This is a genomic window from Nostoc flagelliforme FACHB-838 (assembly GCF_014698065.1).
GTDB lineage: Bacteria > Cyanobacteriota > Cyanobacteriia > Cyanobacteriales > Nostocaceae > Nostoc > Nostoc flagelliforme_B.
In genome coordinates, this window is sequence record NZ_JACJSI010000021.1 from 39,759 (window position 1) to 66,270 (window position 26,512).

Genomic DNA, 26,512 nt, shown 5'->3' on the forward strand with positions numbered 1-26,512 from the left:
AAACATGGCATTATTGAGTACGTTGACAATTTTTATTTAAAGAAACATCAAAACTTTGATGTTTCTTTAAATAAAATATATTAATGTAAATATTTCGATAAAATTTCATAAAGAAGATAGACATAACACTATGATCTATTGTCAAATGTGTAGGTAATCAATCCAAAGAAAATACTTAAAATAAATTGTGTAACCTTATGGTTTGATCGACTTAAGTCTATATCTGTTCAGATTGGAGTTCCTTTGCCTGAACTTCATCCATCTGCATATTTAGTGAGATTAGAAGCTATCCATAGAGGTGAATTTTGATTAAATTCATGTTAGTCAATCTCATCAAAAACTTATGAATTATTAGAAATAAAGCAAAGGTTAATAAAGGCTAATATGCCCTTAAATTAATCTATGGTATTTAATTAAATACAAACTTTCTTATATATTTGCTTTTAAAAAAGATATACGAAAGTATGTAATTTTGCCATAAGCTTTTATTTTAATGTTGATACAGATAGGTAGCAAAGTACTAGAGCAGATGAGCAAATAAACACACATATCAATCAATAATTAGTATCAGCTATTAACTGATATAGTATCAACATAAATTAATGTATAAATAAGCAAACAATGGTTTGTTTAATACATTTGCAATATGATTGTTACGCATTTTTGGCTGGAAACATTCACCATAAAACTAATTCTAAATCATTGATTATGGCATTAGTTTTAGCACTATTGTGAGGCATATATCTCAATGAAAACTCAAGAGTTATCAACATCCCCAAATAATGCAATAACTGCTGCTGCTGTATCTCCTCTAGCAGACCCGGTACGACTTACTGGGGCTGGAGATGGGCTGAAAGCAGAGTACTACGACAACATAAACTTCACCAACCTGAAGAAAACCCGCACAGATGCAACGGTGAACTTTAACTGGGATTTTGGTTCTCCAGATCCGTTAATCGGCGTAGATACCTTCTCAGCGCGTTGGACAGGTCAGGTAGAAGCTAAGTACAGCGAGACTTACAACTTCTACACCACTAGTGATGATGGTGTGCGACTGTGGGTCAACGATAAACTAGTCATCGATAAGTTTGTCGATCAAGTTCTTACAGAATACAGCGGCGCGATCGCACTGGTTGCAGGTCAGAAGTACAATATTAAACTCGAGTACTACGATAATAACGGAAGAGCCGCTTCCAAACTGGCTTGGTCAAGCTCCACTCAGGCAAAGGAAATCATTCCTCAGTCGCAACTTTATAGTAATGTCAACACACCTGTTATAGGTAACGGCAACGGACTCAAAGCAGAGTACTACGACAACAAAGACTTCACCAACCTGAAGAAAACCCGCACAGATGCAACGGTGAACTTTAACTGGGATTTTGGTTCTCCAGATCCGTTAATCGCTACAGATACCTTCTCAGCGCGTTGGACAGGTCAGGTACAAGCCGAGTACAGCGAAACTTATAAGTTTTACACCAATAGTGATGATGGTGTGCGACTGTGGGTCAACGATCAACTAGTCATCGATAAATTTGTCGATCAACCTCTCACCGAAAACAGTGGCTCAATCGCACTGGTTGCAGGTCAAAAGTACGATATTAAACTCGAGTACTACGACAATACCGGAAGAGCCACTTCTCAACTCTCTTGGTCAAGCTCCACTCAGGCAAAGGAAATCATTCCTCAGTCGCAACTCTATAGTGGTGTTAGCACACCTGTTATAGGTAACGGCAACGGACTCAAAGGAGAATACTACGACAACATAGACTTCACCAATCTGAAGCAAATTCGTACAGATGCAACGGTGAACTTTAACTGGGATTTTGGTTCTCCAGATCCGTTAATCGCTACAGATACTTTCTCAGCGCGTTGGACAGGTCAGGTACAAGCCGAGTACAGCGAAACTTATAAGTTCTACACCAATAGTGATGATGGTGTGCGACTGTGGGTCAACGATCAACTAGTTATCGATAAGTTTGTCAATCAACCTCTCACCGAAAACAGTGGCTCAATCGCACTGGTTGCAGGTCAGAAATACAATATTAAACTCGAGTACTACGATAATAACGGAAGAGCCGCTTCTCAACTTTCTTGGTCAAGCGCCACTCAGGTAAAGGAAATCATTCCTCAATCACAACTTTATTCACCAGCTCTTCAACCCACTATTACCTTAGGAGAATCTACCACGACTCTAAGCGAATCTGATGGTAACGCGATCATAACTTTGCTCAGAAGTGGTGATTTAAGCGGCACTTCTTCAATCAAATATGCAACCATAGCTGGTACTGCTACGGCAGGGGTTGACTATGGACAAGAAGGCGTGGAAACTGCTGGGACACTTACCTTTGCGCCGGGAGAAACCACCAAACAACTCACCATTGCGATTAATGACGATTCCTTCGCAGAACTAGATGAAACCTTTGGTTTCGCTATCGATCAGCCAGATGGGGCAGGACTAGGGCCTCAAAGAACTCTTGGATTTACGATTAAAGATAATGATAGTCAAGCCATCAATTTCACTCAGCCAGTAGTTAATGAGAGTGGCGGTACTGCTACGGTAACAGTTACACGGGGTAATGCTTTGGCGGCTGCTAGTGTAGACTATACAACTGTGGATGGGACTGCTAAAGCTGGATCTGACTACCAAGCTGTATCTGGAACCTTGAGTTTTGCAGCAGGACAAACCAGTAAGACGATTTCTATTTCGATTAAAGATGACACCATTACAGAATCGAATGAAACGTTTACTTTGAAATTTAGTAACCCAGTTGGGGTGGTACTAAGTACCAGCCAGACGGCTATCACTATCATCGATAATGACTCTGGCAACTTTGAGAGAAAGACTGTGGTTTCTGGGTTAACTCAACCTATAGATTTTAGCTCGTCATCTGACAGCAAGCTAATGTTTATTGCCCAGAAAAATGGAGTTGTGCGGGTGTTCGATAACAGCACCAATACTTTACTATCAACGCCATTTATCGATATTTCTACACAGGTAAATAATACAGCCGATCGCGGTTTGTTAAGCATCGCTGTACATCCAGATTTTGGCAAGGATGCAAACGGTAAGAACTACGTTTACCTGTTGTTTACCTACGATCCCCCAGAAACCAATCCAAACAATCCTAAAAATAATCCCAATAGTACGTTAGACAATCCCGATCAAAGAGGGAACCGTACTGCAAGGTTAATTCGGGTGACAGCCGACTCCGCCACTGGTTACAAAACTGTTAAGGCTGGCACTGAAGTTGTACTAGTGGGCACAAACAGCAATTGGGACAATATTAGTCGCCCTGATGCTGATAGCACAGTTATCGACGCTGACGATACATTGAACGCTGCACCATCAGGTATTATCAACAAAGACACTGGCAAGCGGTTTAATAACACCCAGGAATATCTTGACAATCTCGACAAAGTTCAAAACCTCCGGGATTTTATCGCCAATGATAGTGCTAGTCACTCTGCTGGTAGTGTGCGATTTGATACTGAAGGGAATCTTTTTGTTAGCTTTGGTGATGGTACTTCATACAACCGACAAGACCCCCGAGCAATTCGCGTCCAGGATCTTGATAATATGTCCGGCAAGCTTCTGCGCATTGATGCAATTACTGGTAAAGGTTTATCAAGTAATCCTTTCTATAACAACGATCCCGATAGCAATCGTTCCAAAGTTTATAATTACGGACTGCGTAACCCCTTCCGCTTCACTGTGGATCAAAAAACTAATATTCCCTTCATCGGTGATGTCGGCTGGGGGTCATGGGAAGAAGTCAATACTGGACGAGGCAAAAACTTTGGCTGGCCAGGTTATGAAGGTGGGGTTGAGTCAAATGGCAATCTCACCAGCATAAAACAGCCAAACTATGCCAAAATCAAGGCGGTGCAAGACTTATACAATAATGGTATAGCCGTTACAGCACCTATTTACGCCTACAATCATTCAAACGGTTCTAATGCGATCATTGTAGGTGATTTTTACACTGGCGGTGTTTATGAGAATGCTTTGTTTATCGGTAATACCAGTCAAGGAACTATCGATGCTTTAACATTGGACAGTCAGGGCAAAGTTATTTCAACCAAGCGGTTTGCTTCTGATGTAGGAGTGCCTGTAAATATTACAGCTGGAAAAGATGGCAAGCTGTACTATGTAGACTTGCTAGCAGGTAAGATTGATAGCTGGGAACCTGAATCTATTTAGATATGACATAACAGTTATCTGAATTAATACTCAGATAACTGTGATAATTTCACGCAATTTTGACAAGAAAGCTGATTAAAAGCTCTTTAGAAATAGGATGATTTTGGTCAAGATAACTTTGTCAAAAATCCTAACAACTTTTTGGTATTTGATGTCAAGAGTGTTCGCCGATAAGCATCAGCTGCTTTTTTAATCGCTTCGGCTTGAGTGGGATAAGGATGAATTACATTGCTTAACTTACTCAAGCCTATTTTATTCACCATTGCCGTAGTCACTTCTGATATCATCTCACCTGCGTGGCTGGCGACAATAGTTGCACCGATAATTTCATCAGACCCTTTTTTATGGTGGATTTTGAGAAATCCTGACTCTTCACTATCTGCGATCGCTCGGTCTACATTACTAAAAGGTATCTTAATTGTTGTCACTTCAATACCCAACTTCTGCGCTTCGTCTTCATACATCCCAACGTGGGCGATTTCTGGGTCAGTATAAGTTACCCAAGGCATCACTAGATTACTGAGTTTCGAGCGTCCTATGCCAAAGGGAGAAAATAGCGTATTTTTAATCACAATCCGCGCCGCTGCATCAGCAGCATGGGTAAACTTCCAGTTCATGCAGATATCACCAGCTGCATAAATTTTGGGATTGGTCGTCTGGAGATAATCATTTACCTTCACACCTTGGTGCTTATCGTATTCCACCCCAACTGATTCTAAATTCAAACCTTCCACATTTGGCGATCGCCCCGCACCGACTAAAATTTCATCGACTGTCACCGAATCTCGATGACCATTGGTGGAAAAGTAAAGCCGTTTCCCCTCGGTGACAGTTACTACTTCTTCTAACTTGGAATTTAGTACCAGGCGAATTCCTTCTTTAATTAAAACCTTTTGGAGAATTTCAGCGCCCTCAGCATCTTCTTTATTAAGGATGTGAGAACCGCTATGGAAAAGTACCACTTCACAACCCAACCGCCGGAAAGCTTGCGCCAATTCGCAACCAATGGGGCCGCCACCAATCACCGCCAAACGTTCCGGTCGTTGAATCAGCGAAAACACCGTCTCATTTGTTAGATAACCCGCCTTTTCAATTCCCGGAATCGGCAGTTGTGCAGCTTTTGCACCAGTCGCAATTACAGCTTTTTTAAATTGGAGGGTTTTATCGCCAACTTGCACCGTATTCTTACTTGCAAATCGACCACTACCCAAAAAGACATCAACACCCAACTTTTGAAACCGTTCCGCCGAGTCATTAGGGCTGATATCAGCCCTAATCCGCCGCATTCTGACCATGACTTTGGGAAAATCAACATCAATATTGTGTTGGGGAATATTAACTCCCAAGTCTTTAGCATCCCAGATTTCGCCGACAACGCGGGCAGACCGAATAATAGTTTTAGATGGTACGCAACCAACATTTAAGCAATCTCCACCCATAAGATGCTTTTCAATCAACGCCACCTTTAAACCCACATCTAAACCAGCTGCACCCGCCGCCACCACTAATCCCGCCGTACCAGCACCAATTACTACCAAATCGTAAACGTCGGCGGGTTGAGGATTAACCCAATTTGGCGGATGGACGTAAGACACTAACTTTTGGTTATACTCATCTATTGGGCGAACTGTAACTCTCTCTAAATCTGAATTGGTCATTGGCAAAACCTCTTTTAAAATTAAGAATCCCGATTAATTTAGGCGGCTCAGTCTTGTACTTTTTATGCTTGTTTATAGCGGTTCTCGATTGAGTGAGCTACAAGAACCCCTCTTCCCTTGCGGGGCTACGGTGTACACACATCTTTGTATAAAATCAAAATCGTTGAAGATCCCCCTAAATCCCCCTTAAAAAGGGGGACTTTGACTCTGGTTCCCCCTTTTTTAAGGGGGTTAGGGGGGATCTAAACGCTGTGAGGCAACTCTCAAAGACTTGTGTGTACACCGTAGCCTTGCGGGGTGGGGTGCAATGACTATGGGAATCATAACTAATTACGCGGACATGATATTACAGCAATTTGCAGTTGACATAAACTTGTACAGTGGTGCTACCCTACAATTCTTCTTCTAAAGCTTTGCGTGCAATCCGGGTTACATAAACTGTAACGGCGACAGTGGCAATCAAACCCAAGATGCGAATTACCCATTGTAAAGTCGGGTTGCTAGGTTGAGCCTCAGTGCCAATCATCGCCAGATTACCTGCAAGAGAACCAATATAAACGTACAGAATGGTTCCGGGAATCATACCCAAGGAGCCGATGAAGTAATCTTGAAGTGAAACTCTGGTGATGCCAAAGGCATAGTTGAGCAAATTGAAAGGAAAGATGGGGGATAGTCGCGTTAACAGAACAATTTTTAATCCTTCTTTACCTACCGCTTGGTCAATCGCCGCAAATTTTTTGTTATCTGCAATTTTCTTCGCAACCCAGTTTCTTGCTAAATAACGTCCCACAAGGAAAGCAGCAGTAGCGCCAAGGGTTGCACCGATAAACACGTAAAGAGAACCCCAAACTACACCAAAAATTACACCAGCTCCCAAGGTGAGAATAGAACCTGGGAAAAAAGCAACGGTAGCGATAATATAAAGGGCAATAAATGCGATCGCTCCCACTGTACCAAGGCTATCAATCCACTGCAAGGCGTTTCGTAAAATTGTTTGGGGATTGAAAGAATTGAGATTGGGAGATTCTTGTGCCAAAGCTGGGTCTGTGTTTAATGAGAAAATACTCGCCAATATCAGTAATGTTAATATACTTAGGTTAAAAAACTTCTGCAAGTTTCTGGCATCAATACTTTTAAATATCTGAATGATTGTTGTTTTTTTCATGGGTTTTTATTTCTTCTATTGCCACACTTTGAGATAATGCTTTCTGAGCAACTTTTGTGATATATACAGTCACAGCAACGGTAGCAATCAACCCAACTACTCGCATTATCCATTGCCAGACTTGAGTTTCTAGAGTAATTGGTTGAGAAGAGGTGTTAATCATGGCAAGATTACCAGCTAACGAACCAATATAAACGTACATCACAGTACCGGGAATAATGCCGAAGGAACCTAATATATAGTCTTTGAGAGAAACCTGTGTTACTCCAAAAGCATAATTTAATAAATTGAAGGGAAAGACGGGAGAGAGACGAGTTAATAAGACAATTTTCCATCCCTCTTTGGAAACTGCTAAATCAATGGCTTTAAATTTAGGATGTTTTTCCATTTGTTGGGAAACCCAATCCCGTGACAGGTAGCGTCCAATGATAAAAGCCAACGTTGCTCCGATTGTTGCAGCAATTAGCACATATATTGATCCCCAAAATATTCCAAATAGACAACCACCTTTGAGCGTTAGGAGAGAACCCGGTATAAACAGTAATGTTGCTAAGTTGTAAATGACTATGTAGGCCATAGGCCCTAAGACACCTAGACTTTCAACCCAAATGACTGAGGTTTGTAAAAGTCCTTGAAAGTTTAACTGTTTAGCAGCAATTATGAAAGTAACAGCGAGACAACTTAGGAGTAGTAGTTTGAGTTTGGAATTTAATAAACGCTTCTTCATTTTTATAAATTTGACCTTCTGAGGTTCAACTTTGACCTTCTGAGGTTCAACTTTGACCTTCTGAGGTTCAACTTTGACCTTCTGAGGCTCGACTTTGACCTTCTGAGGTTCAACTTTGACCTTCTGAGGCTCGACTTTGACCTTCTGAGGTTTAACTTTGACCTTCTGAGGCTCGACTTTGACCTTCTGAGGCTCGACTTTGACCTTCTGAGGTTCAACTTTGACCTTCTGAGGCTCGACTTTGACCTTCTGAGGCTCGACTTTAAAACTTACACCTCAAATCCAATGCCCCTAAGATATACTACCTACATGAGAAACAGCTTAAAGCCTGTTAAATTTTTCTCGGCGATACCAGCAACGAACTCGCTCAGGTGAAACGCCGAGTAAGTAAGCAATAATTACTATTTGATTAAGTAGCGTAGTTTTGAATACTCCCTTTTGTAACCATCTACGAGCTGAAGTGATAACTGGTGTGGGAATAATTACAATGCGTCCGATGCGTTTTAAACGACGCATGAGTTCAAAATCTTCCATGATAGGCAATTCGGGAAAGCCGCCTATTTGCTGAAATACTTCTTTTGTTAAAAAAATTCCTTGGTCGCCATAAGGCATTTGATAAATGTGCGATCGCACATTTACTCCCCACTCTACCCATCGTAAACTTAAAAGTGACGCATCAATTCGCAACTTAAAAGCACCAGCCACAGTCCCAGGCTGTTGTAGTGCTGTGTGAATCATCTCATCGAACCCAGTGGGTAAACGAGTATCCGCATGGAGAAATAACAAAATATCACCGCTAGCCGCTAAAGCACCGACGTTCATTTGCACAGCACGACCGGGAGGGGATGAAATAATTTTGATACCTAAAGACTGAGCAATTTCTACTGTGCCATCATTTGAGCCACCATCCACTACAATCACTTCTATATTTGTACTGGGTTGGGTAGTTGCGATTGCTTCTTTGATATTTACCACTTCATTAATAGCTGGAATAATAATAGAAATTCTGTTACTTCCAATATTCTGATTCATAATTTTTTAAACCATTGAGGTACATCAATAATCAAGATACTGGCAGAGCTTATAAACTGTGTAAAGCTCACCGATCAACTGTTATAAATTTTGTGGCATAATCCACAATAAATCTATTTACCAATTAGTAATTCTATGATTATCGACCCTTAACAAATACCTACAGAAAGAAGCTCAAATTATCCTGAAGAGTTCAAACCATTAGTTGCAGGAAGAATACGACAACGGTTAGGAAACTTTGCCGGATTGAAAAACTTTGGAGTAAATTTTAGTCAAGTTAGAGCCTGGAAGTTATTCGGCATACTTGGGTTAAGGCTTGCTTCTCCTTAACCCAAGTATATTTGCAAATAATTAACTACGGTTATCTATCTGAGCGCGTTGCAAACTTCCAGAGAAATCAACATAGATACTTTTCCATTCTGTGAAAACATCCAAAGCAGTAGTTCCCGCTTCGCGGTGTCCGTTACCGGTTTGTTTCACACCACCAAAGGGCAAGTGTACCTCTGCGCCAATAGATATCTCTTCACAAGCACTCAACCATTGCCCATTGATGTAATTGCGGCAAGATAGCGGAGTTGTCATCTTGAAAATCTCCGGCTGATAATCTACTGAAACTTGTGTATTAAGTTTGCTTGCTTTCTAGGTTATCCTCAAGTTGACAAAATTGGGGTAAGAAACAAATATCAATATAAAAATTAAGGCACGAAGGCCAACACTCCTACAGGAGAACCAGAACCACCACGTAATCTTAGAGGTGCGATCGCTAGAGTAGTACCTTTAGCTGGCAGTTGATCTAAATTTGTCAGATTCTCCAGCACAAGGCGCGGTTTTTCTAAAACTAAGCGGTTAATCGCAAAACTGTTATCTTGTCCTGGGTCAACACCATGAGTATCAATTCCTACCCCAGCAATGTGCCGTTTATCCAGTAAAAATTGAGTTGCATCAATGCCAAACCCTGGAAAGTGCGGAATTCCTTGAGCATCATGATTAAGGAATGCACTTTTATCAAACCACTTTTTTTGCCAGCCAGTATGCAGTATAACTACGCAGCCACCAGAAATTTCACCGTGTTGTTCTTCCCATGCCAAAACATCTGCAAGAGTCAAGGCATAATCAGGATTAACTGCTGTGGCTTGGCAAATATTTATGACTACCGCAGGTACAACCAACGACTGGGCTGGATATTGGTCAATTCCCACAGCATAACTATGAAAACTGTTAGGGGCGTTGATATGGGTAGCGCTATGTTCCCCCAACGAGAAACGCCGCAGGTAATAGCCATCATTATTTAATTCAGCCACAGTTTCAAATTCGACTGTAGGATCTCCAGACCATTGGGGAATATCTACGTCAATGACATGGCTTAGGTGGATAACGCGTGTGTAGGTGATACTATTTTGACTTTCGGGTTGTATCATCCCAGCCTTCTATATTTATTTGTACTCAGGGATTTTTTAAAGTGCGTAGGTGCAAGCTCTCGTAGACATCGCCTGGGTTGGACAACGCCTACGCCAAGATAGTACTATCATTACAACGTTTTTCCAATCTAATTTCCTATACTAAAAGAGATAATCCCCCCAATTCCTGTAAATTCTAGGTTATTGAGGGGGTTAAAATATTGCAGCAAAAAGCGAATTGATCTTAGTTAACAACCAATAGGTTAATTTTTGATTAAGCTAAGATTAAAATTATGTCTCTAGAAATTAAATATGCGTTATCCATAACCCTTGGAGAGACATAGAACTGCTACGTCTCTCCATTCATTTTTATCAGATGTCTAATATCTACGTTGAGGGTTATTGCTTTAGTGGAATCATGACAACAAACTCGGCACCTTCTCCTGGCGCTGAAATACACTGGATTTGCCCACCGTGTTTTTGAACAACAATTTGGTAGCTAATTGACAGCCCCATGCCCGTGCCTTTACCCACAGGTTTTGTCGTGAAGAATGGGTCAAATAGTCGTTTGTGTACTTCCTCAGTCATGCCTGGACCATTGTCGGCAATGCTAATGATTACAAGGTCTTTTTGGATGAGGGTGCGAATGCGAATCTGGGAAGAAGTCATTTGTCCTTGGTCATTTGTCCTTTGTTCAGTGTTGTTTACTAATGACAAGTGACTAATGACAAATGACTCTTCTAAAACATCGATCGCATTTGTCAACAGATTCATAAACACCTGATTCATCTGTCCAGCGTGACACATTACTGGTGGTAGGTTGCCGTAGTCTCGAATTACTTGAATTTCAGGATGTCCGGGTTTGGCTTTGAGGCGATTTTGCAACAGCAGTAAGCTGCTATTTATACCTTCATGAATATTCACTGCCTTGGCACCGTCCTCATCAAGGCGAGAAAAATTGCGTAAAGATAGGACAATCTGCCGAATGCGTTCGGCTCCCACGTTCATAGAATCTAGGATTTTGGGTAAATCTTGCTTGAGAAAATCTAAATCAATGTCGTCGATTTGTTGATCAATCTCTGGTGTTAGTGGGTAGTTGTTTTGTTGATAAAGTTCAACTAGGTGCAGCAAATCCTTAGTATACTCGCGGGCGTGGCTAATATTGCCATAAATGAAATTGACAGGATTATTAATTTCGTGGGCAATACCTGCAACCAATTGTCCTAAACTAGACATTTTTTCAGTTTGAATCAGTTGCGCTTGAGTGAGTTGAAGTTCTCGCAGCGCCGCTTCTAGTTGCTGGGCTTTATCTTGGGCGGTTTGGGCAGCAATGCGACTTTGGGTGTAAAGTTTAGCTTGGTCAATAGCGATCGCTATTTGAACTGTAACTGCTTGCAGTAATTCTACTTCGTTGTTCAGCCAAGACCGAATGCCACTAGAATAAGCACAACTAAATGTGCCAATTTCGCCCGATTGTGTGTGTACGGGTAGCGACATAAAGGCAGTGAAACCAAAATCTTGTAAAAACTGCTGTGCTACGAAATCTTCCACAGTTCCAGCATCATCAATGCGAATGATTTCTCCGTTCAAAGTTTTGGCTGCGATTAGTTCGATTTCTGCATTAGTTGCTTCTTGTTGGTTAAGAAAACAGGGGAAAAAGGAACTTTTCGTCTCATATACTTTTTCCCAGTAGGGTATATCAACGTCTTGCCGATACCAAAAGAAGGCACAGCGATCGATCTGAAATAAGTTGTGAATCTCCTGCACTGCGGTTTTCACAATATAATTGAGATCCAAAGAAGCTCGAATCTGATTAGAAAGACGATTGAGTAATGCTTCTCGCTGGACGCTTTCTCTGAGTGCAATTTCTCCTTGCTTGCGTTTGATGCCAATGGCAATTTCTTGAGCGGCAAATTCCAGTGCTGTGAAAGTTGATTCTGTAACAGTTTGGCGGGCAAACATGGCTATCACCCCTACAGTTTCATCTTCGACAATCAAGGGATAGCCAGCGAAGGCGACCATACCTTGTTCTTTTGCCCACTCTTTGTTACCTACGAGGGGATCTGTCTGCACAGAGTTAGTTAAGTGGGGTTTGCCTTCTTCAGCAATCAAACCAATTTTGAATTGACCAACTGGCACACGTTTATGGGGCCCATTGATATGAGTGTACATCCCAGAACTGACTTGCAACTCCAATACATTGTCTTGTTCGTTCAGTATCCAGATGCGAGCAAAAGCTGCATCAAGATGTTCAACTAAAGCGTCAGTGCAGCGGCGCATCATGTTCTGTAAGCTGTCAGTCTGGGTAAGGGCCGCGTCTACATCAGCACGAAAATTTGCTAAACGTGCTCGTTCTGCTAAAGCTACTTCTGCTTCTTTGCGGTCAGTGGTGTCATAGCAAATACCAACGAAGTATAAAACATTGCCATTAGCGTCTTTAATAGCAGATGAGTTGCTTGTATGCCATCGCCAACTACCATTTTTGTGTTTGACTCGATATTCAATTGCCTTTTGTTTCTCGCCTGTTGTCAAAATTCTTTGAAAATAATTGGCACAAATATGCACATCGTCAGGATGTATAAAGGGAATAAAGGATTGGCCTTCAACCTCTGCCACCTCATGCCCAAAAATTTCAGTCCAGTTAGGAGAAACGTAAGAAAATATTCCTTCAAGTGTCAGTGCAAAAATAATGTTATTAGCGTTTTCTACAATGCTGCGGAACTTGGCATCGCTTTCTACTAAGGCTGCTTGGACGTTGTTGTTGGCATCGCGGACAAGAACTATGATCTGCTGTTCTGGTAATGGTAATAATCTGGCTTCAAAATTATTGTTTTCTTCTGGTGGCGATAAGGTATATTCAAAACTGACTTCATATTGAGTTTCAAGTACTTGAGTTATTGCTTGGTGGAAGCGATCGCCTAAAGCAGGCGGTAGACATTCTCGCAAACTCTTGCCCTGACAATCTCCTGGTAGAATAGAAAGACTCTCCATCAATCCTTGTTTGTAATCCAAAATCGTTCCATCAGCATCAATACGAAAGTACAAATCAGGAAGCACTTGTAAAATCGCTGCAAATTCTGATGTTTTTTGGCGTAACTGCGCTTCAGCCGCTTGGCGTTTTCCAGTTTCAGCTTGCAGTTGCTTTAGTACTTTTTGCCTTCCTGTAATTTTACGTAGGTGGTAAGAGGAATTTGTCGATGGCGAGTAGCTTTCTGTTAGCACAGGTTGGCTTACGACTATCGGCCCTTTTGTTAGATCCATGCAATAACCGATGTAACCAACAAAACTACCATCTGCGGAAAATCGTGGCGCAGCTGTATCTAAAATCCAGTGATATTTGCCATCAGCCCGACGCAGGCGATATTGCCTCTGGAAGGAATCATGCCCAGTAAATGCTTTATGGTATATATCTTTACATCGCTGTCTATCTTCTGGATGGACGCTACAAGTCCAGATATTGCCTATCTCATCTTCTCGCGCAGATGCAGACGCGCCTGTTGTTATACGTGTTCCAGTAAATTCCAGCCAATGGGAATTGAAATAACAGTAAAGTGCATTGCATCCAGACATCCAAATCATCACAGAAGTAGTATTTGCCGACTGGAAAAATTCTTTTCCACCCTGTTGTATTTCTTCCTCTTTAACTATGATTTGGTTGATGTAGCTCTGCACCTTTTTAGAAAACACTTTTGCCTGCCTGCTCTGCCTAAATTATTGAGGTAATAGTCTGAAAATAGGATTTGTTAATAAATGGATATCATCTTCATCCTGATATATTATTTATCTTAATACTTTATTTATTTTTGTACTTGCAATAATTCCTCTTTTTCTGTAAATAAATTATGAAAATGCTGAAGTTATCATTAAGATTAACTTCAGCATTTCCTGAGAAAATTTAAACTATTTATGTGTCAGAGAAGTTGTTTAACTTTATTTATTATTTAAATTATCTATAAATTAGCGCTTCTGGGTTGAGTAAAATACAGACCTAACAAGAACAAACCCAAACCTTGTAGTGTTGGCAAATAAAATTCAAAGCCTCTCTACTCAAAGGAAAGAGGTTGTATGCAAAGGAAAACCGCTAATTCATCTTAACTATGTAACTGCATTGCTCAGAAACCCGATTTAGCTTCATGGAAACCATACAATTCGCTGTTAACTGCTTGCATCTTTATAATAACTTCACAATAATCTCTAATTTCATATCAAATAAATATTGATTTTTCATCAAGAAGAATTCAGGATAAATTAGAATGCTGGCGACTAGTATTTTGTCAAGATAATTTTAAGGGTTTGTAGTAAGAACTTTAGTGCCCAAAAAATAACGACTAAAGTCCTTACTACGAACTTTGATTGTTCAAAACGCGTCATACCAAAATTGCAAACTAAATGAGAGAAATGCTAAATGTGATATCAACACATTGCAACAATGGCTGACAATCGTATTTTATATGTTATAAAGCTCACAGAAATTAATGTTAGGCGGAAACTACTTTATGGAACCAGATAAACTGGGCCGTTTTAAGGAGTACGGCGAATTCATCCTCCGAAAGATAGATTCTGTGCCCCAGTACCCTTCTAAACAAGAAGATTGGGTTCCAGATAGTCTAGATGACTGTCTTCTTCGTCTGCGGTCAGCCGCCCAGAAAATTGTAGACCTTGCAACTTCGCCTGTGAAAATTGGCGTGATGGGGGAATTCAGTAGTGGGAAAACCTTACTTTTAGGCAGTTTAATTGGATATGCAGATGCTTTGCCAGTCAGCGAAAACCCCACTACAGGTAATGTTACCGCCATACACATCATACCGCAAGATGACTTTGCCACTACACAATTAAGCAATTTTACGGTAGAGTATCTTTCTCATGAAGGTGTGCATGAGTGTCTACGCTTCATGTTAGGGGAAGCCAATAAACGGACAACAGCAGCGGGGCTTCCTCCTATACCAGTATCGAAACTCAACTCTGGCACAGATATTATTGGCTGGTGTGAAGAAGCATGGAATAGTAGTAACAATTTAGAGCTACGTTATTTACTCCGGGAGTTGGTATTGTTCCTGCGGGCTTATCAAGCTTATGGGGAAGTTATGTGTGGCGGGCACTACCAGATTGATGCTATCACCGCCCGTGAGGGGCTACAGCTAGTCGAGCAGCCAATGGCAATCCAAACTCTGAAATTTGAGGATTTACCTCCAGCGCACATCCGATTACCAAGTCCACCCCAGAGGCTGCCAACAAAGTTATTACAAAACAGTTTCCCACTTATTCGCCGCGTAGATATCGATGTGAAAATCTCACGAGAAATTTGGGATTTTGCAGGTGCAGCGAAATTTATTCTCATCGACTTTCCGGGGTTGGGGGCTGCTAATTCTGGGGCTAGGGATACCTTTTTGTCACTGCGAGAATTGGCAGAAGTACAAACAATTTTGGTACTGCTAAATGGTAAATCTCCTGGGAGCGATCGCGCCAACAAAATCTTTACCATGATGCAGCAGCAGCGACCGGGACAAGACCTAAAAGATTTAATTCTCGTAGCTGTGGGTCGTTTCGATCAACTACCCCTAGATAGCGAAGGTGGCGAAAGAGAACTTGACCAACTGATTGAAGATAGCCATTTAGAAGAGGAAACGGTTCTCCAAAAACTCAAAGTTCTGCAAACTACCATTGACGGTGCAGCAGCATTTACAACCCAAAAAGACCGCATCGTTTTACTGTCGCCACTGTTGGGATTGGCTGAATTAGCAAAACGTTCTACTACAGTCAAAGCTGGCTCACCAGAGTTTTTAGCTAACTTAGACTATCCTGATTACCTAGACAGGTCTAAACGGCTACAACAGAAATGGGAGCTATTAAGTGAACGGTTGATAGAATCTAACACCCGTAGCTATTTGGGCAGACAGTTGGGTTACTTTAGTCAAGATGGCGGACTTAGTAAGCTGCGGGAATTGATTCAAACCCACGTAGCTACTCATGGTTTGAAGCAGCTGTATGAAGATACTCGCAGAGCTGCTGATGTGGTGAGTCAGCAACAAGATCACTTGAAAGACATCATAGATGAAATTCACGAGCAAGGCATTCCCACAGGGGATAGCCCCGCTTTTCTTGAGTTGCGCTTTGTGGTTGAAAGCTTAGATAAAATCTACAGAAATTTCCAAAAAGAGATAGGAAAAGAACCACTCAAAGATCGGCGCGGTGTTGTCGTTAGCGATGTAGTTAAAGACGAACTCACTTTTAGAATTCTCAATTGGAACCAGTGGACTCTACTCTTCAATAAAGCCAATAATGGAGCGATCGCTCTGGCAGAATCTAAAGGTGCAGCCGGGAAATTATTTGATCGTGGAAACCGCGTAAATACTTCTATTCCAACTAAAAGCGATGATTTTTATCCAGTATTTGAGAAAACCGTTAAAGAAGTAGAAGATTTTGCCCGCGATCGCATCCATCAAGCAGTAGTGGATTTGTTGAACCAATTATCAAATTATATAGCTCCAGAACGCGAACAATTGCAGGCATTTTTTCATCCAGAAATGGAACAAGAAATCGAAGAAAAATTTGGTTTTGAAGATGCCGATCTCTTTTACAAATTATTACTAGGATGCGATCCTAACGAATGGAAAGAAGCAATCATCTCGGAAATCACTAGTAAAGACAAAACTGTTGCACCTGAAATTATCTTTCCCTTAGCACGTAAAGACGATAAACACAACGTTGGTCAAATTTTTGATTGGGCACCAGAGAAAAGCCAAGGTTTACCGAGATCGAGTAATCACCAACTTTTAGTACTGCGACTGCGAGATGAAATTACTGCCAGTGCCAGCCTCCATCTTGTGCAGTATGTTAACGAAGTTAATCAGCAAATTAATTCCGAACTAGAAGGCATTTTGGATCAAATTATTCCTAGTTTGCAAAACCTTTCAAAAAAAGAAACTTTGCTGAGATATTTGGCGGCTGGAGACTTGCCATCTGAGATCGTAATTCCTACTTGGTTGCAGATTATTTCAGAACTTGCTGCTGTTTCTTACTTAGATAATTTGAAATAAGCCAACTGAGAAAATCGCTGGTTGCGATCGCTACAGTTATGAGGATGTATTTGTGAGACGGGATGCAATTTTTTATGCAATTTTCAAGCGTGTGCCAGGATTATTTTTTGAGTTAGTAGAACAGCCACCAGCCGAAGCTGCTAGCTATCGTTTTGAGTCAGTTGAAGTTAAAGAACCAACATTTTGGATTGATGGGGTATTTTTACCTCCACCTGATGCAACATCTCAGATGATCTTTTTTGCTGAGGTACAATTCCAAAAGGATGAGTTACTATACCATCGCTTTTTCTCAGAATCCATGCTGTATATGTATCGTAACCCATCACTTTACGATGACTGGTACGGGGTAATTATTTTACAGTCTCGCAGCTTGGAACCGGAAAACACTACTATTCATAGATCGCTACTGAACAGTTCCCAAGTACAACGGATTTATTTAGATGAGTTAGGTAGTCCTGATGAGCAAAAAATAGGTATCAGCTTGATGCAGTTAACTATTGCCTCAGAGACTCAAATGGTGCAGGAAGCGAAACGTTTAATTGAGCGGGTGCAACAAGAACAGATAACTGTCTTAGCGAAGGAGGAGATAATAGATGTAATCACAACAATCGCAGTTTATAAATTTGCCAAGTTAAGTCGTGAAGAGGTAGAGGCAATGTTAGGAGTTAAGTTAGAAGAAACTAGAGTTTATCAAGAAGCTAAACAAGAGGGACGAGAAGAAGGACGAGAAGAACTAAAGCTTGAACTTGTACCTCAGTTCTTAGCTCGTGGTATGTCAATGGAAGATGTTGCCCAGTTACTTAGTTTAACCATCGAACAAGTAAGACTTGCAACTGAGCAAGAATCTTCAACATCAACTTAATAACTGCTGCAATTTTCATAGCGATCGCCTAGTTTGGGCTACGCCTACGCCCTTTCATATAAAAGCGTAGTCCAACCTAAATATCGCGCCAAATAAAAAAAGCCAGTGCTAAAGAGAATCAATGGTACAAGACCAAAGATTCTCTAAATTTGTAATTTTATGATAGAACATTACAGTTTTTAGCTAGGTATAAAACAAACAACAGAAAGTGATAGTATAATGAACCCTTTTCAACTCAACAAATATAGTGAGCAAGAACCAAGCGAGAAACAACAAAAAAGATTTCCGGGATGGTTTGCTTTAGATTTTGGTACATCAAATTCGACAGTTACACTCTTTGATCCAATTGAAGTACCGATCGCAGAAATTCTGCCAAAAGAACAGGAAATGCGGTTGCGCGATCGCTTATCAGAATGGCTAAGTGCTCCCGCCTCAGTAGCTTTACCAGATGTCAGCGATGATGATTGGGAAAAGTTTATTGTAGAAATTAGCAAAAATCTGGAGATAGAACCCAGCCGATTGACTGAAGTCTTTGAAACTGACAATAAAGAGCGATTTTTAGAAGCAATTCGCCAAATTGAGCTTTCTTTAGGAAACAGCGAGAGATTCCGGCGTGCTGTCAGCAAAAAACTTTACCAAATCTATCATGAGGTGTTCCGCGTCCCTACTCTAGAATCGCAAAATTTGATCCCAGTTGTGCTGGATATCGATCGCCGCGATACGGAAATTCCCAGCGAGTCGGAAATTTCGCACTTAGGAGACTTAAAACTGCGAATGGGTAGGGAAGCTAGAGATAACCGAAAAAAAGTGATCGCTCAAGGTACAAGCGGTTCTTTAAAGGAAATTATCAGCAGATTTCACCATTCACCCAAACGCTATTTTGGTCAAGATCGTTTGTTTCCAGTGATTTTGGATGGTGAAGAAGAATTAATTACCGCTAACGAACTGATCCAATCTGCTTGGGCGCATTTAATCGAGTTAACTGAAGACTACCGCCAACGCGCCCAACGCAGGTTTTCAGAAGGAGATTTTTTAACAGCAGTTGTCACCTACCCCACTGTCGCCCCACCAGTTGTTCGCAAGGAAGTTAAGGAACTGGTTGAGCAGTTGGGCATCGATGATGTGCAAACTGCTTATGATGAAGCCGTTTCTGTAGCGATATTTTTTTTATGGCGAGAATTTGGTGGTAATCTCAACATTGGTATTGAGTCATTCAAAACTCGTTGTCGCCAAGCAGGAAACAAATGGTCACAAAATGTTCTCGTTCTGGATATTGGCGGGGGAACCACAGACTTAGCTTTAATTGAACTGACTTTAGAAGATAAAACTCCTACTTTTGCCGATTATGAAGACCGAGGTTTAGGAGGACGTTATTATAAACTCACTCCAAAACTATTAGGTTCATCTGGTCATTTACAGTTAGGCGGTGAGTTAATTACACTGCGAATTTTTAGATTATTAAAAGTTGTGATCGCAGACTTTCTATTGACAGCAGTAACAACAGGTAATATAGAAAATGAAAAGTTAGAAGATTTAATTAACTCAGAGTTAAACGAGCGCTTCTTAGAACAAGGTAAATTCAAAACTGGCAGTCTTTTAAAATGTATAGATAGAGAGAATCCAGAAGGTGATATTGCTTACAAAGATGCCTTAGATACTGCCGAGAAAGTATTGCCTACCCGTTGGCAACAAGCACCTCAACGCCTACAATCTTTTTATATTCTCTGGGATCATGCAGAAGCAGCTAAACTTAAACTTGGGCAAAAGCCACTAGCCGAAAATTCCCTATTAACCTTCACACTTTCTGAGCAACAAATTTCCGAACTGCTCACCCAAAGCGCCGTCAAATTCCAAGTCAAAGATCCCAATAGCATCAGTGTCACCCTAGATAACCAGCAATTTGAACGAGCCGCCGCTTCGGGAATTAAAGAAGCGATCGGCATTGCCAAGGGATTAATGGAAAGTCGTTTGCGTCCCGATGATATCACCAAAGATTCTTGGAATTCCCAAAAAGTTGATTGGTTAATTTTGTCTGGTAAAACTTGTAATTTAGACATAGTGCAGCGCCAAATCTACCAAGAATTTAGTAAGTCTCCATATTTTGTCTGGAATCCAGAACGGATTACCTTTGTGCTGGAATTTACCAAGTTAGCGACCTCAGCAGGTGCTTGTTATGCCGAAAAACTACGAAGATTGAGATTCGATCCAGAAGAGTCTAAAAGCTTGTTACGTAAGGGAGCCAACCAGTTAGAAATCGATGTTAAAAACCTGTTTTATTATTTGCCCTGTAACTTCAAACGCAAAACCCAAAGTAACGATTTGCTAACCATATTCAAGGCTGGGCAAGAACTCTATCAACTAGCACCTTGGGAAAGTGTTGCCAAGGTACGTACTGCATGGCAAGGAATTCAATTAACTAATATTATTTACCGTCAAGACTACGAGGATGGAGATTTACGATTATGGGGTAGCTTCGACGGCAAAAACCTCATGAATAAACTGGGAATGCAAGAAGCTGAGTTTCTGAAAAAAATAAAAGTTCAGTTTGAAATTGACCAAACACTTGAATTTAGTGTGTTGTTTTGTCAAGGAAATCCCCATTATTTAATTGATATTCCTGGTATTGATTTAGAATCGGTAGTTTCCGAAAAATCATCACTATTTGCTGATGGTAAATTGAACTGGAATATTGCTGTGGAAGGCTTCAATAAAGATTTAAATGATGGTGACATTGCTATCAATGTTCTTGAGTCTGCAACTGTTGATCAACCAGATGCTTATCATCTTGTATTTGAAGTAGGAAATGATGGTAGTAAATTGTTCCAAAAATTTCACTATCTACACGATGGCGCGACGCAACCAGGAATCGGGTTAATTAGTAATCCCTTACCTCCCTTCCCGCAAACTGGCCAACACACTTTCTACATTTACCAAACAGATGCCGAAAGCAACAGTAAAAAATGGATAAGAATTGGCGCACTCAGCAAACCAGATGTAACAACAGATTACCCTTGCCAATATCGTGTAACTCTAGACGATCAAGGCATTCTGCGGATGCACGCTGGTGAAGTGCCTTACTGGACATCACAAAATCAAGAATGCCTGAAGGAAGAAGGATGTGTTTATCGTGCTGAATTAGAATTGCAGCCTAATGAAGTTGATAAAGAACGCGATCCATTTTGCGGTATACATTAACTCTTGCATCAAACCTCTGCGTTTACTTTGCGCCCCTTTGCGTTTAAAAATCTTAACTTTTTCAACGCAGAGGAGCGCAAAGGTTAGCGCAGAGGAACGCAAAGGTTTGCAAGTTTAATTCGCTACAAATCACATATCAAGTAACAGATTCATGCAGCACTTGCGTCAATTATTAGAGATAGAAAACTCAGAGTTAGCCCAGTTACTGCGGTTTAGTTTGTATGGACTAGAGGCTACTCTAAATCAGGCTCGCGTAGAATTTCCACTAGATCCAGGAGCCAAGGTGTGCGATGAGGTGCTGCAAGAACTTCATCTCCTGTTGCAACCTGCACCGCCACAGCAAAATACTGGTTGGGAAGATGCGCCAAATGAGTTAAAACTCTGTCACCTCCGAGAAGCTTTTAATTCTGACTCAGAACTTAGTTATTATCTGGGTAATTCTCAACTCCAAAGCCAAACAGATTCTGATTTGTGGAATGAAATTCAAGGCAAACTGCTGCGATTACCAGAAGATTTAGCTGCATCTTGGCAACAACGCACCTTAGATTTAGCTGAACAAGTTGGTGCGATCGCAGATAATTCTAATCTCTATCAACTTCCCTTTATCCGCGATGAAATTATCTACCCCGGACTTAGTGGCACTGTTCAAACTCAGGGATTGAGCTTATCTCAACAAGCACTTTTAAATTCTCAAGTTCCCCAAGGTAATATATCTGATTTATTAGCGGGATTTCTACATTTATATATAAAATTTATTGAAATCGATCCAGATTTACATCATGCTTTAAAAAGCGTTTTTAGCTTTGATGTCATTTCTTTACACTCCAAACCAGAACAGCGACATCAATACATTGAGGCTTTGAGCGATCGCTTCCAACGCACCCTTAAAGCGGAGGAAAATACCGACTCTCTATTAAATCTGCGTGCCTGGATTGACATGGACGAAGCGATACATTCTCTAATATTCATACCACCAGCTGAACGCTATTCTTGGTGGGGAAAGTTGCAACACGAATCACGACGTATCCTGAAGAAAGTCACCGATCAAGCCATTAATGCAGGTAACGAAGTGCGAATTCGCCAATTATCGGGACTTTACGCAGATATATGTGCTTTATCTAAGGATGACTTACAACTAGACTGTGGTGGTATTCCTGGCGAAGTCTTAACTTGTCTTCGAGTATATGCACGAATTAATCAGGAAGAATCTCCGGGCCGTGTAATATTTCGCTCATCACGGTAAGAGAATTCTCTGCTAAAGCAAAGGCAGACGATTTTATAAATCGCTGCCTAGCCTGATTATCTAATGAAGGTAAAAACGTTTAAATCTATAAAATGCCCCAGAAGTGTAAAATCCCTTGACCAGAAAACACTTCAAGTGCAACGGCAGATAAAAAACCAATCATTGCAAAACGACCGTTCCAGTTTTCGCTCTGAGGAGTGAAGCCCCAGCGCAAAGCATTAGGATCTTCTGGAACCGAAGCCGTAGTCTTCTTAACGTCTGCCATAAATAATACTCCGAGCTTTTATGTTGTAACAGTTATCACTGCCTGTAAAGTAATGTAACAGGTTTTTACGGAAATGCAACATAAACTTTATTTATAGATATTACGGGTACGTAGTTTTATCTTAACAGGTTTGCGATACACAACGGCGAACTAGCAACAGCGAATTACCTATGACTCACTACCGGGAAAAAATACAGGTAAGATAAATGCTGTGAAGATTCCACACAACACAATCACCTCAATAATTCTCAGGGAAAAATTGTTTTGCATAAAATTATTCTTTAGCGCACCGAAGTTAGCGGAATTACTCAACCACCCACGAAAACGACTAGACCATTTAGCAGGACTATCTTCTGGGCGAAACTTCCATGAGAAAATGGAGAGTAACAACGGCGCACCACCCACCTTGGTAGACATTAAAACATGAATTGCCACACAGCAAACCATGACAACCCAGGCGCAAAGGTGGAGAGAGTACCAAATATGATGTAGCTGCAATGTGGGAAGCCACTCTTCCTTCATCATCCTGCCAGAATTAACAGCCAAAACAGCGGCGATGAGCATGAGAGTATTTGCCAGACGTTGCAAGCTAACCCACCAAATCGGCCTGCCAACCTGGGTTAGTTGCCGTAAAGAATCAGATTGGAGCAAGCGCTTTTGTCCAGCATGAAAGCTGTAGAGAGCAAAAGCTGGTAGAAGAAGCAAGAAAAATAAAGCAAAAGTGCCGTGAATGCCTTGAATATCCGCGATTTGAGGAAATGGTATTTTACCAAATCGGCGATCGTATGTGTTATAAACCAGAAATCCGGTAATAATTGCCGCTATAACTAAAATTCCACTCGCGCTGTGAAGAATTCGCAATAACAAAGGTTGATAATGTGCAGAACGGGGCATAACAATCATCTTTAATAGCTTACTTCAGAAAAATTTCTAGAAGACCTAGAATACTTGTTAAAAGTTAATATTAAAATTTTAATACAACACAAAAAGCAATTATCAAAAAACTAGCTTTAAAAGCAATACGCTTGGGTTAAGGCTAAAGTTTTTTATCAAAGTCAAATTTTTAACGTAGACTCGAAATGGCTTGCCGCAGGCTACCACAGAGGCATAGAGGAAACAGAGAGAAGAGAAAAAAAATGCTTAACCCAACCGTATTAACTTTATAAGCTCATAATAATCATAAACTTAAAAAATAAATATCCAGCAAATTTTAAACATTATAATCCTAGTTATGATTAAAAGTCCTCTCCGATATCCTGGTGGAAAATCAAAAGCAATAAATCAAATAGTCGAATATTTACCAGAGAGCTTTTCGGAATTTCGAGAACCTTTTGTGGGTGGTGGTTCTGTATTCATTTATTTAAGACAAAAATTTCCTCATATCAAGATTTGGATTAACGATTTAAACCGCGAACTATTCTTGTTCTGGAAGTTTGCACAATCTGACATATCTAACTTAGTTCAACAAATTCGCCATATTAAAGTAAAATACACAGATGGTAAATTACTCTTTATAGAATTAACTAATCTAAATATCAATAATTTATCTGATTTAGAAAGAGCAGTTCGGTTTTTCGTACTTAATAGAATTACTTTTTCAGGAACTGTAGAATCAGGTGGCTTTTCACAAGAAGCTTTCCATAAAAGATTTACTTATTCTTCTATAGAACGACTTGAAAAGTTAGAAAATATATTATCGAAAAACGTTGAAATTACTAATTTAGATTATAGCCATTTATTAAAACTAAAAGGAGAAGATGTATTTTTATTTTTAGATCCACCATATTTTAACGCTACCAAATCAAAGCTGTATGGTAAAGATGGTGACTTGCACACTTCTTTTGAGCATCAGAGATTTGCTGACCTTTTGCAACAGTGTCATCATCGCTGGTTAATTACCTACGACAACTCACAGCAAATTCGAGAAAGTTTTCAATGGGCTAACATCTCAGAGTGGGAATTACAGTACGGGATGAATAACTATAAGCAGAGCAGTGCGGCTAAAGGAAAAGAGCTATTCATTACTAATTACGAAGTTAAACTTTGTTGAACGTTTTGCTTTTCATGATAAGTTAGTCGCGCACCCAGCGATACCATCTGCGAGAGAGTCTGTGCCATAAAAAAATTCGTAAACAAGGGACGCATAAGTAAGTCAGGCAACCGTTTAGCTACTCCTGTTAACTAACGATTTTCCGACTAATGGCTTCTCCAATCTCCATCAGTGTCCCTTCCTCTTCGGGAGTAAATTCGTAGGGAATCGGCTTGGCAATGCCCAAAGTACCATGCAATCGGCCATTCAGCATAAGCGGCACTGTGATAGAGCCTTCTACCTTAGTTTCTTTTGCTGAGGGTTTAACCAATCCCGATTCGTCGGTTTGCAGGTTGCAAATCTGTACGGGACGCTTGCGTTCGGCGGCGATACCGGCCATTCCTTTGCCAATGGGAATTACAGTCATTTTAGGCAAGAGGAATTCGGGAATACCCCGGTAAGCCTTTAGGTGCAATAACTGGCTGTCCTGAACCAATGTATGGATGGTACCTGTAGAGCAGTCAAAAGCGGCCAGGATTTCGGTCAGTAGCTGGTTCCAGTCGATGGCAGACTCTTTGTCAGCCAGGGTATCAAAAATAGGTTTGGTAGCTGAAGTCATAGTCCAAGGATATGAAGTTTTATCATCAATGCCGAAAGTAGTTAGGAAAATTCACTTAGCAAAACTAATCTTGTAAATTTAAACCCTTTCCCTTTCCCCTTTAACCTTTCCCCAGACCAAAAGATAGATTATTGGGTTTATCCGAAAAGTATTGAGATGGGAAGTACCAATTGCAGATTTGTAACCTCCAGAGTTTGACTAGGATAATGGATGGAACTAGAAGTTTATAGGGTTGTTATATAATCCTTTAACCTTCAAGAGTTTAAAAACTACCGAATAGGGGCGTGTTTTACAATTTAAGAGCTTCTGGTCGTTTTCTGCAAGATGATATCGCTCTGGGGTAATTCTTGGTTCTTCAAATTCGTCCACAGAAAATCCTGCTGCCTTGAAAGCTTTCCAGTAATCGGAAAGAGGACGGTGAAACCAGATAAATGGTGTTGTAAAATGATTCCAAGGTTGATCGTTGCGTTGTGTCCTTTCAAAGTAAGAAGAAGTCCAACCATAAAAAACTGTCCCATCCTCATTTACAGTCCTCGAGTTGCCTTGGGGAAAGCAAGGATGTGAGAACACAAGGATTGCAATACCATTAGGCTTAAGCACACGATTGAATGCCTTTAATGCTCCTTCGAGATCAAACAAATCCATGAGAACATAATTCGAGATAATCATATCAAATTGCTCATCTGGAAGCGACTTGAGTTCAGTGCATGAATCCAAATGAAAATCTATATTTAGATTATTTTGGCTAGCTCGAAATTGGGCAATTCCTATCATCTGAGGTGAGAAATCTATAGCAGTTACACTGGCCCCTTTAAGGCAAAGCTGGCGTGCTAGATATCCTGTGCCACAACCAGCATCGAGTACAGACAACCCTGCAACATTACCAGCGAAACTCCATAGGACTGGATCTGAGTTCAGAATTCGATTGCTGTCGCCATCGTCGCTAACTTGAATATCCCAATCTCTAGCTCTATTATCCCAGAGTTCAAGTATTTCTTTATCGTCAAAGTTTGCCATTATTTCTTCAGTCATCTCTTCCTTCTGAAAACAATAATTTAATCATTTTCACATAGGAAACTGCT

General features: G+C 40.7%; 16 protein-coding genes and 2 pseudogenes. 7 read left to right on the forward strand and 11 right to left on the reverse strand.

Annotated features, from left to right (window positions below; genetic code table 11):
* The first annotated feature begins 748 nt into the window (after positions 1–748).
* Complete coding sequence (locus H6G97_RS13195; RefSeq protein WP_190941045.1) at positions 749–4,201, forward strand: PA14 domain-containing protein; 3,453 nt, start codon at positions 749–751, stop codon at positions 4,199–4,201.
* A gap of 107 nt (positions 4,202–4,308) precedes the next feature.
* On the opposite strand, the gene H6G97_RS13200 is transcribed toward H6G97_RS13195, so the two are convergent.
* From H6G97_RS13200 to H6G97_RS13215, 4 genes are all read right to left on the reverse strand, one after another.
* Complete coding sequence (locus H6G97_RS13200) at positions 4,309–5,859, reverse strand: mercuric reductase (protein ID WP_190941046.1); 1,551 nt, start codon at positions 5,857–5,859, stop codon at positions 4,309–4,311.
* A 391-nt stretch (positions 5,860–6,250) separates the two neighbouring features.
* A complete protein-coding gene (locus H6G97_RS13205) occupies positions 6,251–7,024 on the reverse strand; it encodes a TVP38/TMEM64 family protein (protein WP_190941047.1) in 774 nt (257 codons plus the stop codon).
* Entirely contained in the window at positions 6,993–7,751 is a 759-nt protein-coding gene (locus tag H6G97_RS13210; protein ID WP_190941048.1) for a TVP38/TMEM64 family protein, read from the reverse strand. Before H6G97_RS13210 ends, H6G97_RS13205 begins: the two co-directional genes overlap by 32 nt.
* 321 nt (positions 7,752–8,072) lie before the next feature.
* Positions 8,073–8,783: a TIGR04283 family arsenosugar biosynthesis glycosyltransferase gene (locus H6G97_RS13215; protein ID WP_190941049.1), complete on the reverse strand. Its 711-nt coding sequence runs from the start codon at positions 8,781–8,783 to the stop codon at positions 8,073–8,075.
* Positions 8,784–8,939: 156 nt separating this feature from the next.
* Here H6G97_RS13215 and H6G97_RS52410 point away from each other — a divergent pair.
* Positions 8,940–9,084 (forward strand): annotated as a pseudogene (locus tag H6G97_RS52410) (cupin); the annotation flags it as partial.
* Between the two features lie 50 nt (positions 9,085–9,134).
* On the opposite strand, the pseudogene H6G97_RS13220 reads toward H6G97_RS52410, so the two are convergent.
* The 3 genes and pseudogenes from H6G97_RS13220 to H6G97_RS52415 form a co-directional block, all read right to left on the reverse strand.
* Positions 9,135–9,299: pseudogene (locus H6G97_RS13220) on the reverse strand (aldehyde dehydrogenase family protein); the annotation flags it as partial.
* 179 nt (positions 9,300–9,478) lie between these two features.
* Positions 9,479–10,201 carry a cyclase family protein gene (locus tag H6G97_RS13225; RefSeq protein ID WP_190941050.1) on the reverse strand — a complete coding sequence of 241 codons (723 nt, stop codon included), beginning with the start codon at positions 10,199–10,201 and terminating at the stop codon, positions 9,479–9,481.
* A gap of 378 nt (positions 10,202–10,579) precedes the next feature.
* Positions 10,580–13,867, reverse strand: a complete 3,288-nt coding sequence (locus H6G97_RS52415; RefSeq protein WP_338421685.1) for a PAS domain S-box protein — start codon at positions 13,865–13,867, stop codon at positions 10,580–10,582.
* Positions 13,868–14,676: 809 nt separating this feature from the next.
* On the opposite strand from H6G97_RS52415, the gene H6G97_RS13235 reads away from it, so the two are divergent.
* The 4 genes from H6G97_RS13235 (at position 14,677) to H6G97_RS13250 (ending at position 22,517) form a co-directional block, all read left to right on the forward strand.
* Positions 14,677–17,217, forward strand: coding sequence for a P-loop NTPase family protein (locus H6G97_RS13235; protein WP_190941051.1), 2,541 nt, complete (start codon positions 14,677–14,679; stop codon positions 17,215–17,217).
* Between the two features lie 52 nt (positions 17,218–17,269).
* Positions 17,270–18,079 (forward strand): Rpn family recombination-promoting nuclease/putative transposase, encoded by an 810-nt coding sequence (locus tag H6G97_RS13240; protein WP_190941052.1) that lies wholly within the window; start codon positions 17,270–17,272, stop codon positions 18,077–18,079.
* 219 nt (positions 18,080–18,298) lie between these two features.
* Entirely contained in the window at positions 18,299–21,274 is a 2,976-nt protein-coding gene (locus H6G97_RS13245) for an acetate and sugar kinases/Hsc70/actin family protein (RefSeq protein WP_242054917.1), read from the forward strand.
* Positions 21,275–21,425: 151 nt separating this feature from the next.
* A complete protein-coding gene (locus H6G97_RS13250; RefSeq protein WP_190941053.1) occupies positions 21,426–22,517 on the forward strand; it encodes a hypothetical protein in 1,092 nt (363 codons plus the stop codon).
* 85 nt (positions 22,518–22,602) lie between these two features.
* On the opposite strand, the gene H6G97_RS13255 is transcribed toward H6G97_RS13250, so the two are convergent.
* A complete protein-coding gene (locus H6G97_RS13255; RefSeq protein ID WP_109008463.1) occupies positions 22,603–22,782 on the reverse strand; it encodes a high light inducible protein in 180 nt (59 codons plus the stop codon).
* 168 nt (positions 22,783–22,950) lie between these two features.
* Complete coding sequence (locus H6G97_RS13260; RefSeq protein ID WP_190941054.1) at positions 22,951–23,676, reverse strand: cytochrome b/b6 domain-containing protein; 726 nt, start codon at positions 23,674–23,676, stop codon at positions 22,951–22,953.
* A gap of 337 nt (positions 23,677–24,013) precedes the next feature.
* Between H6G97_RS13260 and H6G97_RS13265 the strand changes: the two genes are divergently transcribed.
* Positions 24,014–24,832 (forward strand): DNA adenine methylase, encoded by an 819-nt coding sequence (locus tag H6G97_RS13265; protein ID WP_190941055.1) that lies wholly within the window; start codon positions 24,014–24,016, stop codon positions 24,830–24,832.
* Between the two features lie 127 nt (positions 24,833–24,959).
* Here H6G97_RS13265 and H6G97_RS13270 read toward each other — a convergent pair whose 3' ends face one another.
* Positions 24,960–25,430, reverse strand: coding sequence for a GAF domain-containing protein (locus H6G97_RS13270; protein WP_190941056.1), 471 nt, complete (start codon positions 25,428–25,430; stop codon positions 24,960–24,962).
* 216 nt (positions 25,431–25,646) lie between these two features.
* A complete protein-coding gene (locus H6G97_RS13275; RefSeq protein WP_190941057.1) occupies positions 25,647–26,462 on the reverse strand; it encodes a class I SAM-dependent methyltransferase in 816 nt (271 codons plus the stop codon).
* Positions 26,463–26,512: the final 50 nt, after the last annotated feature.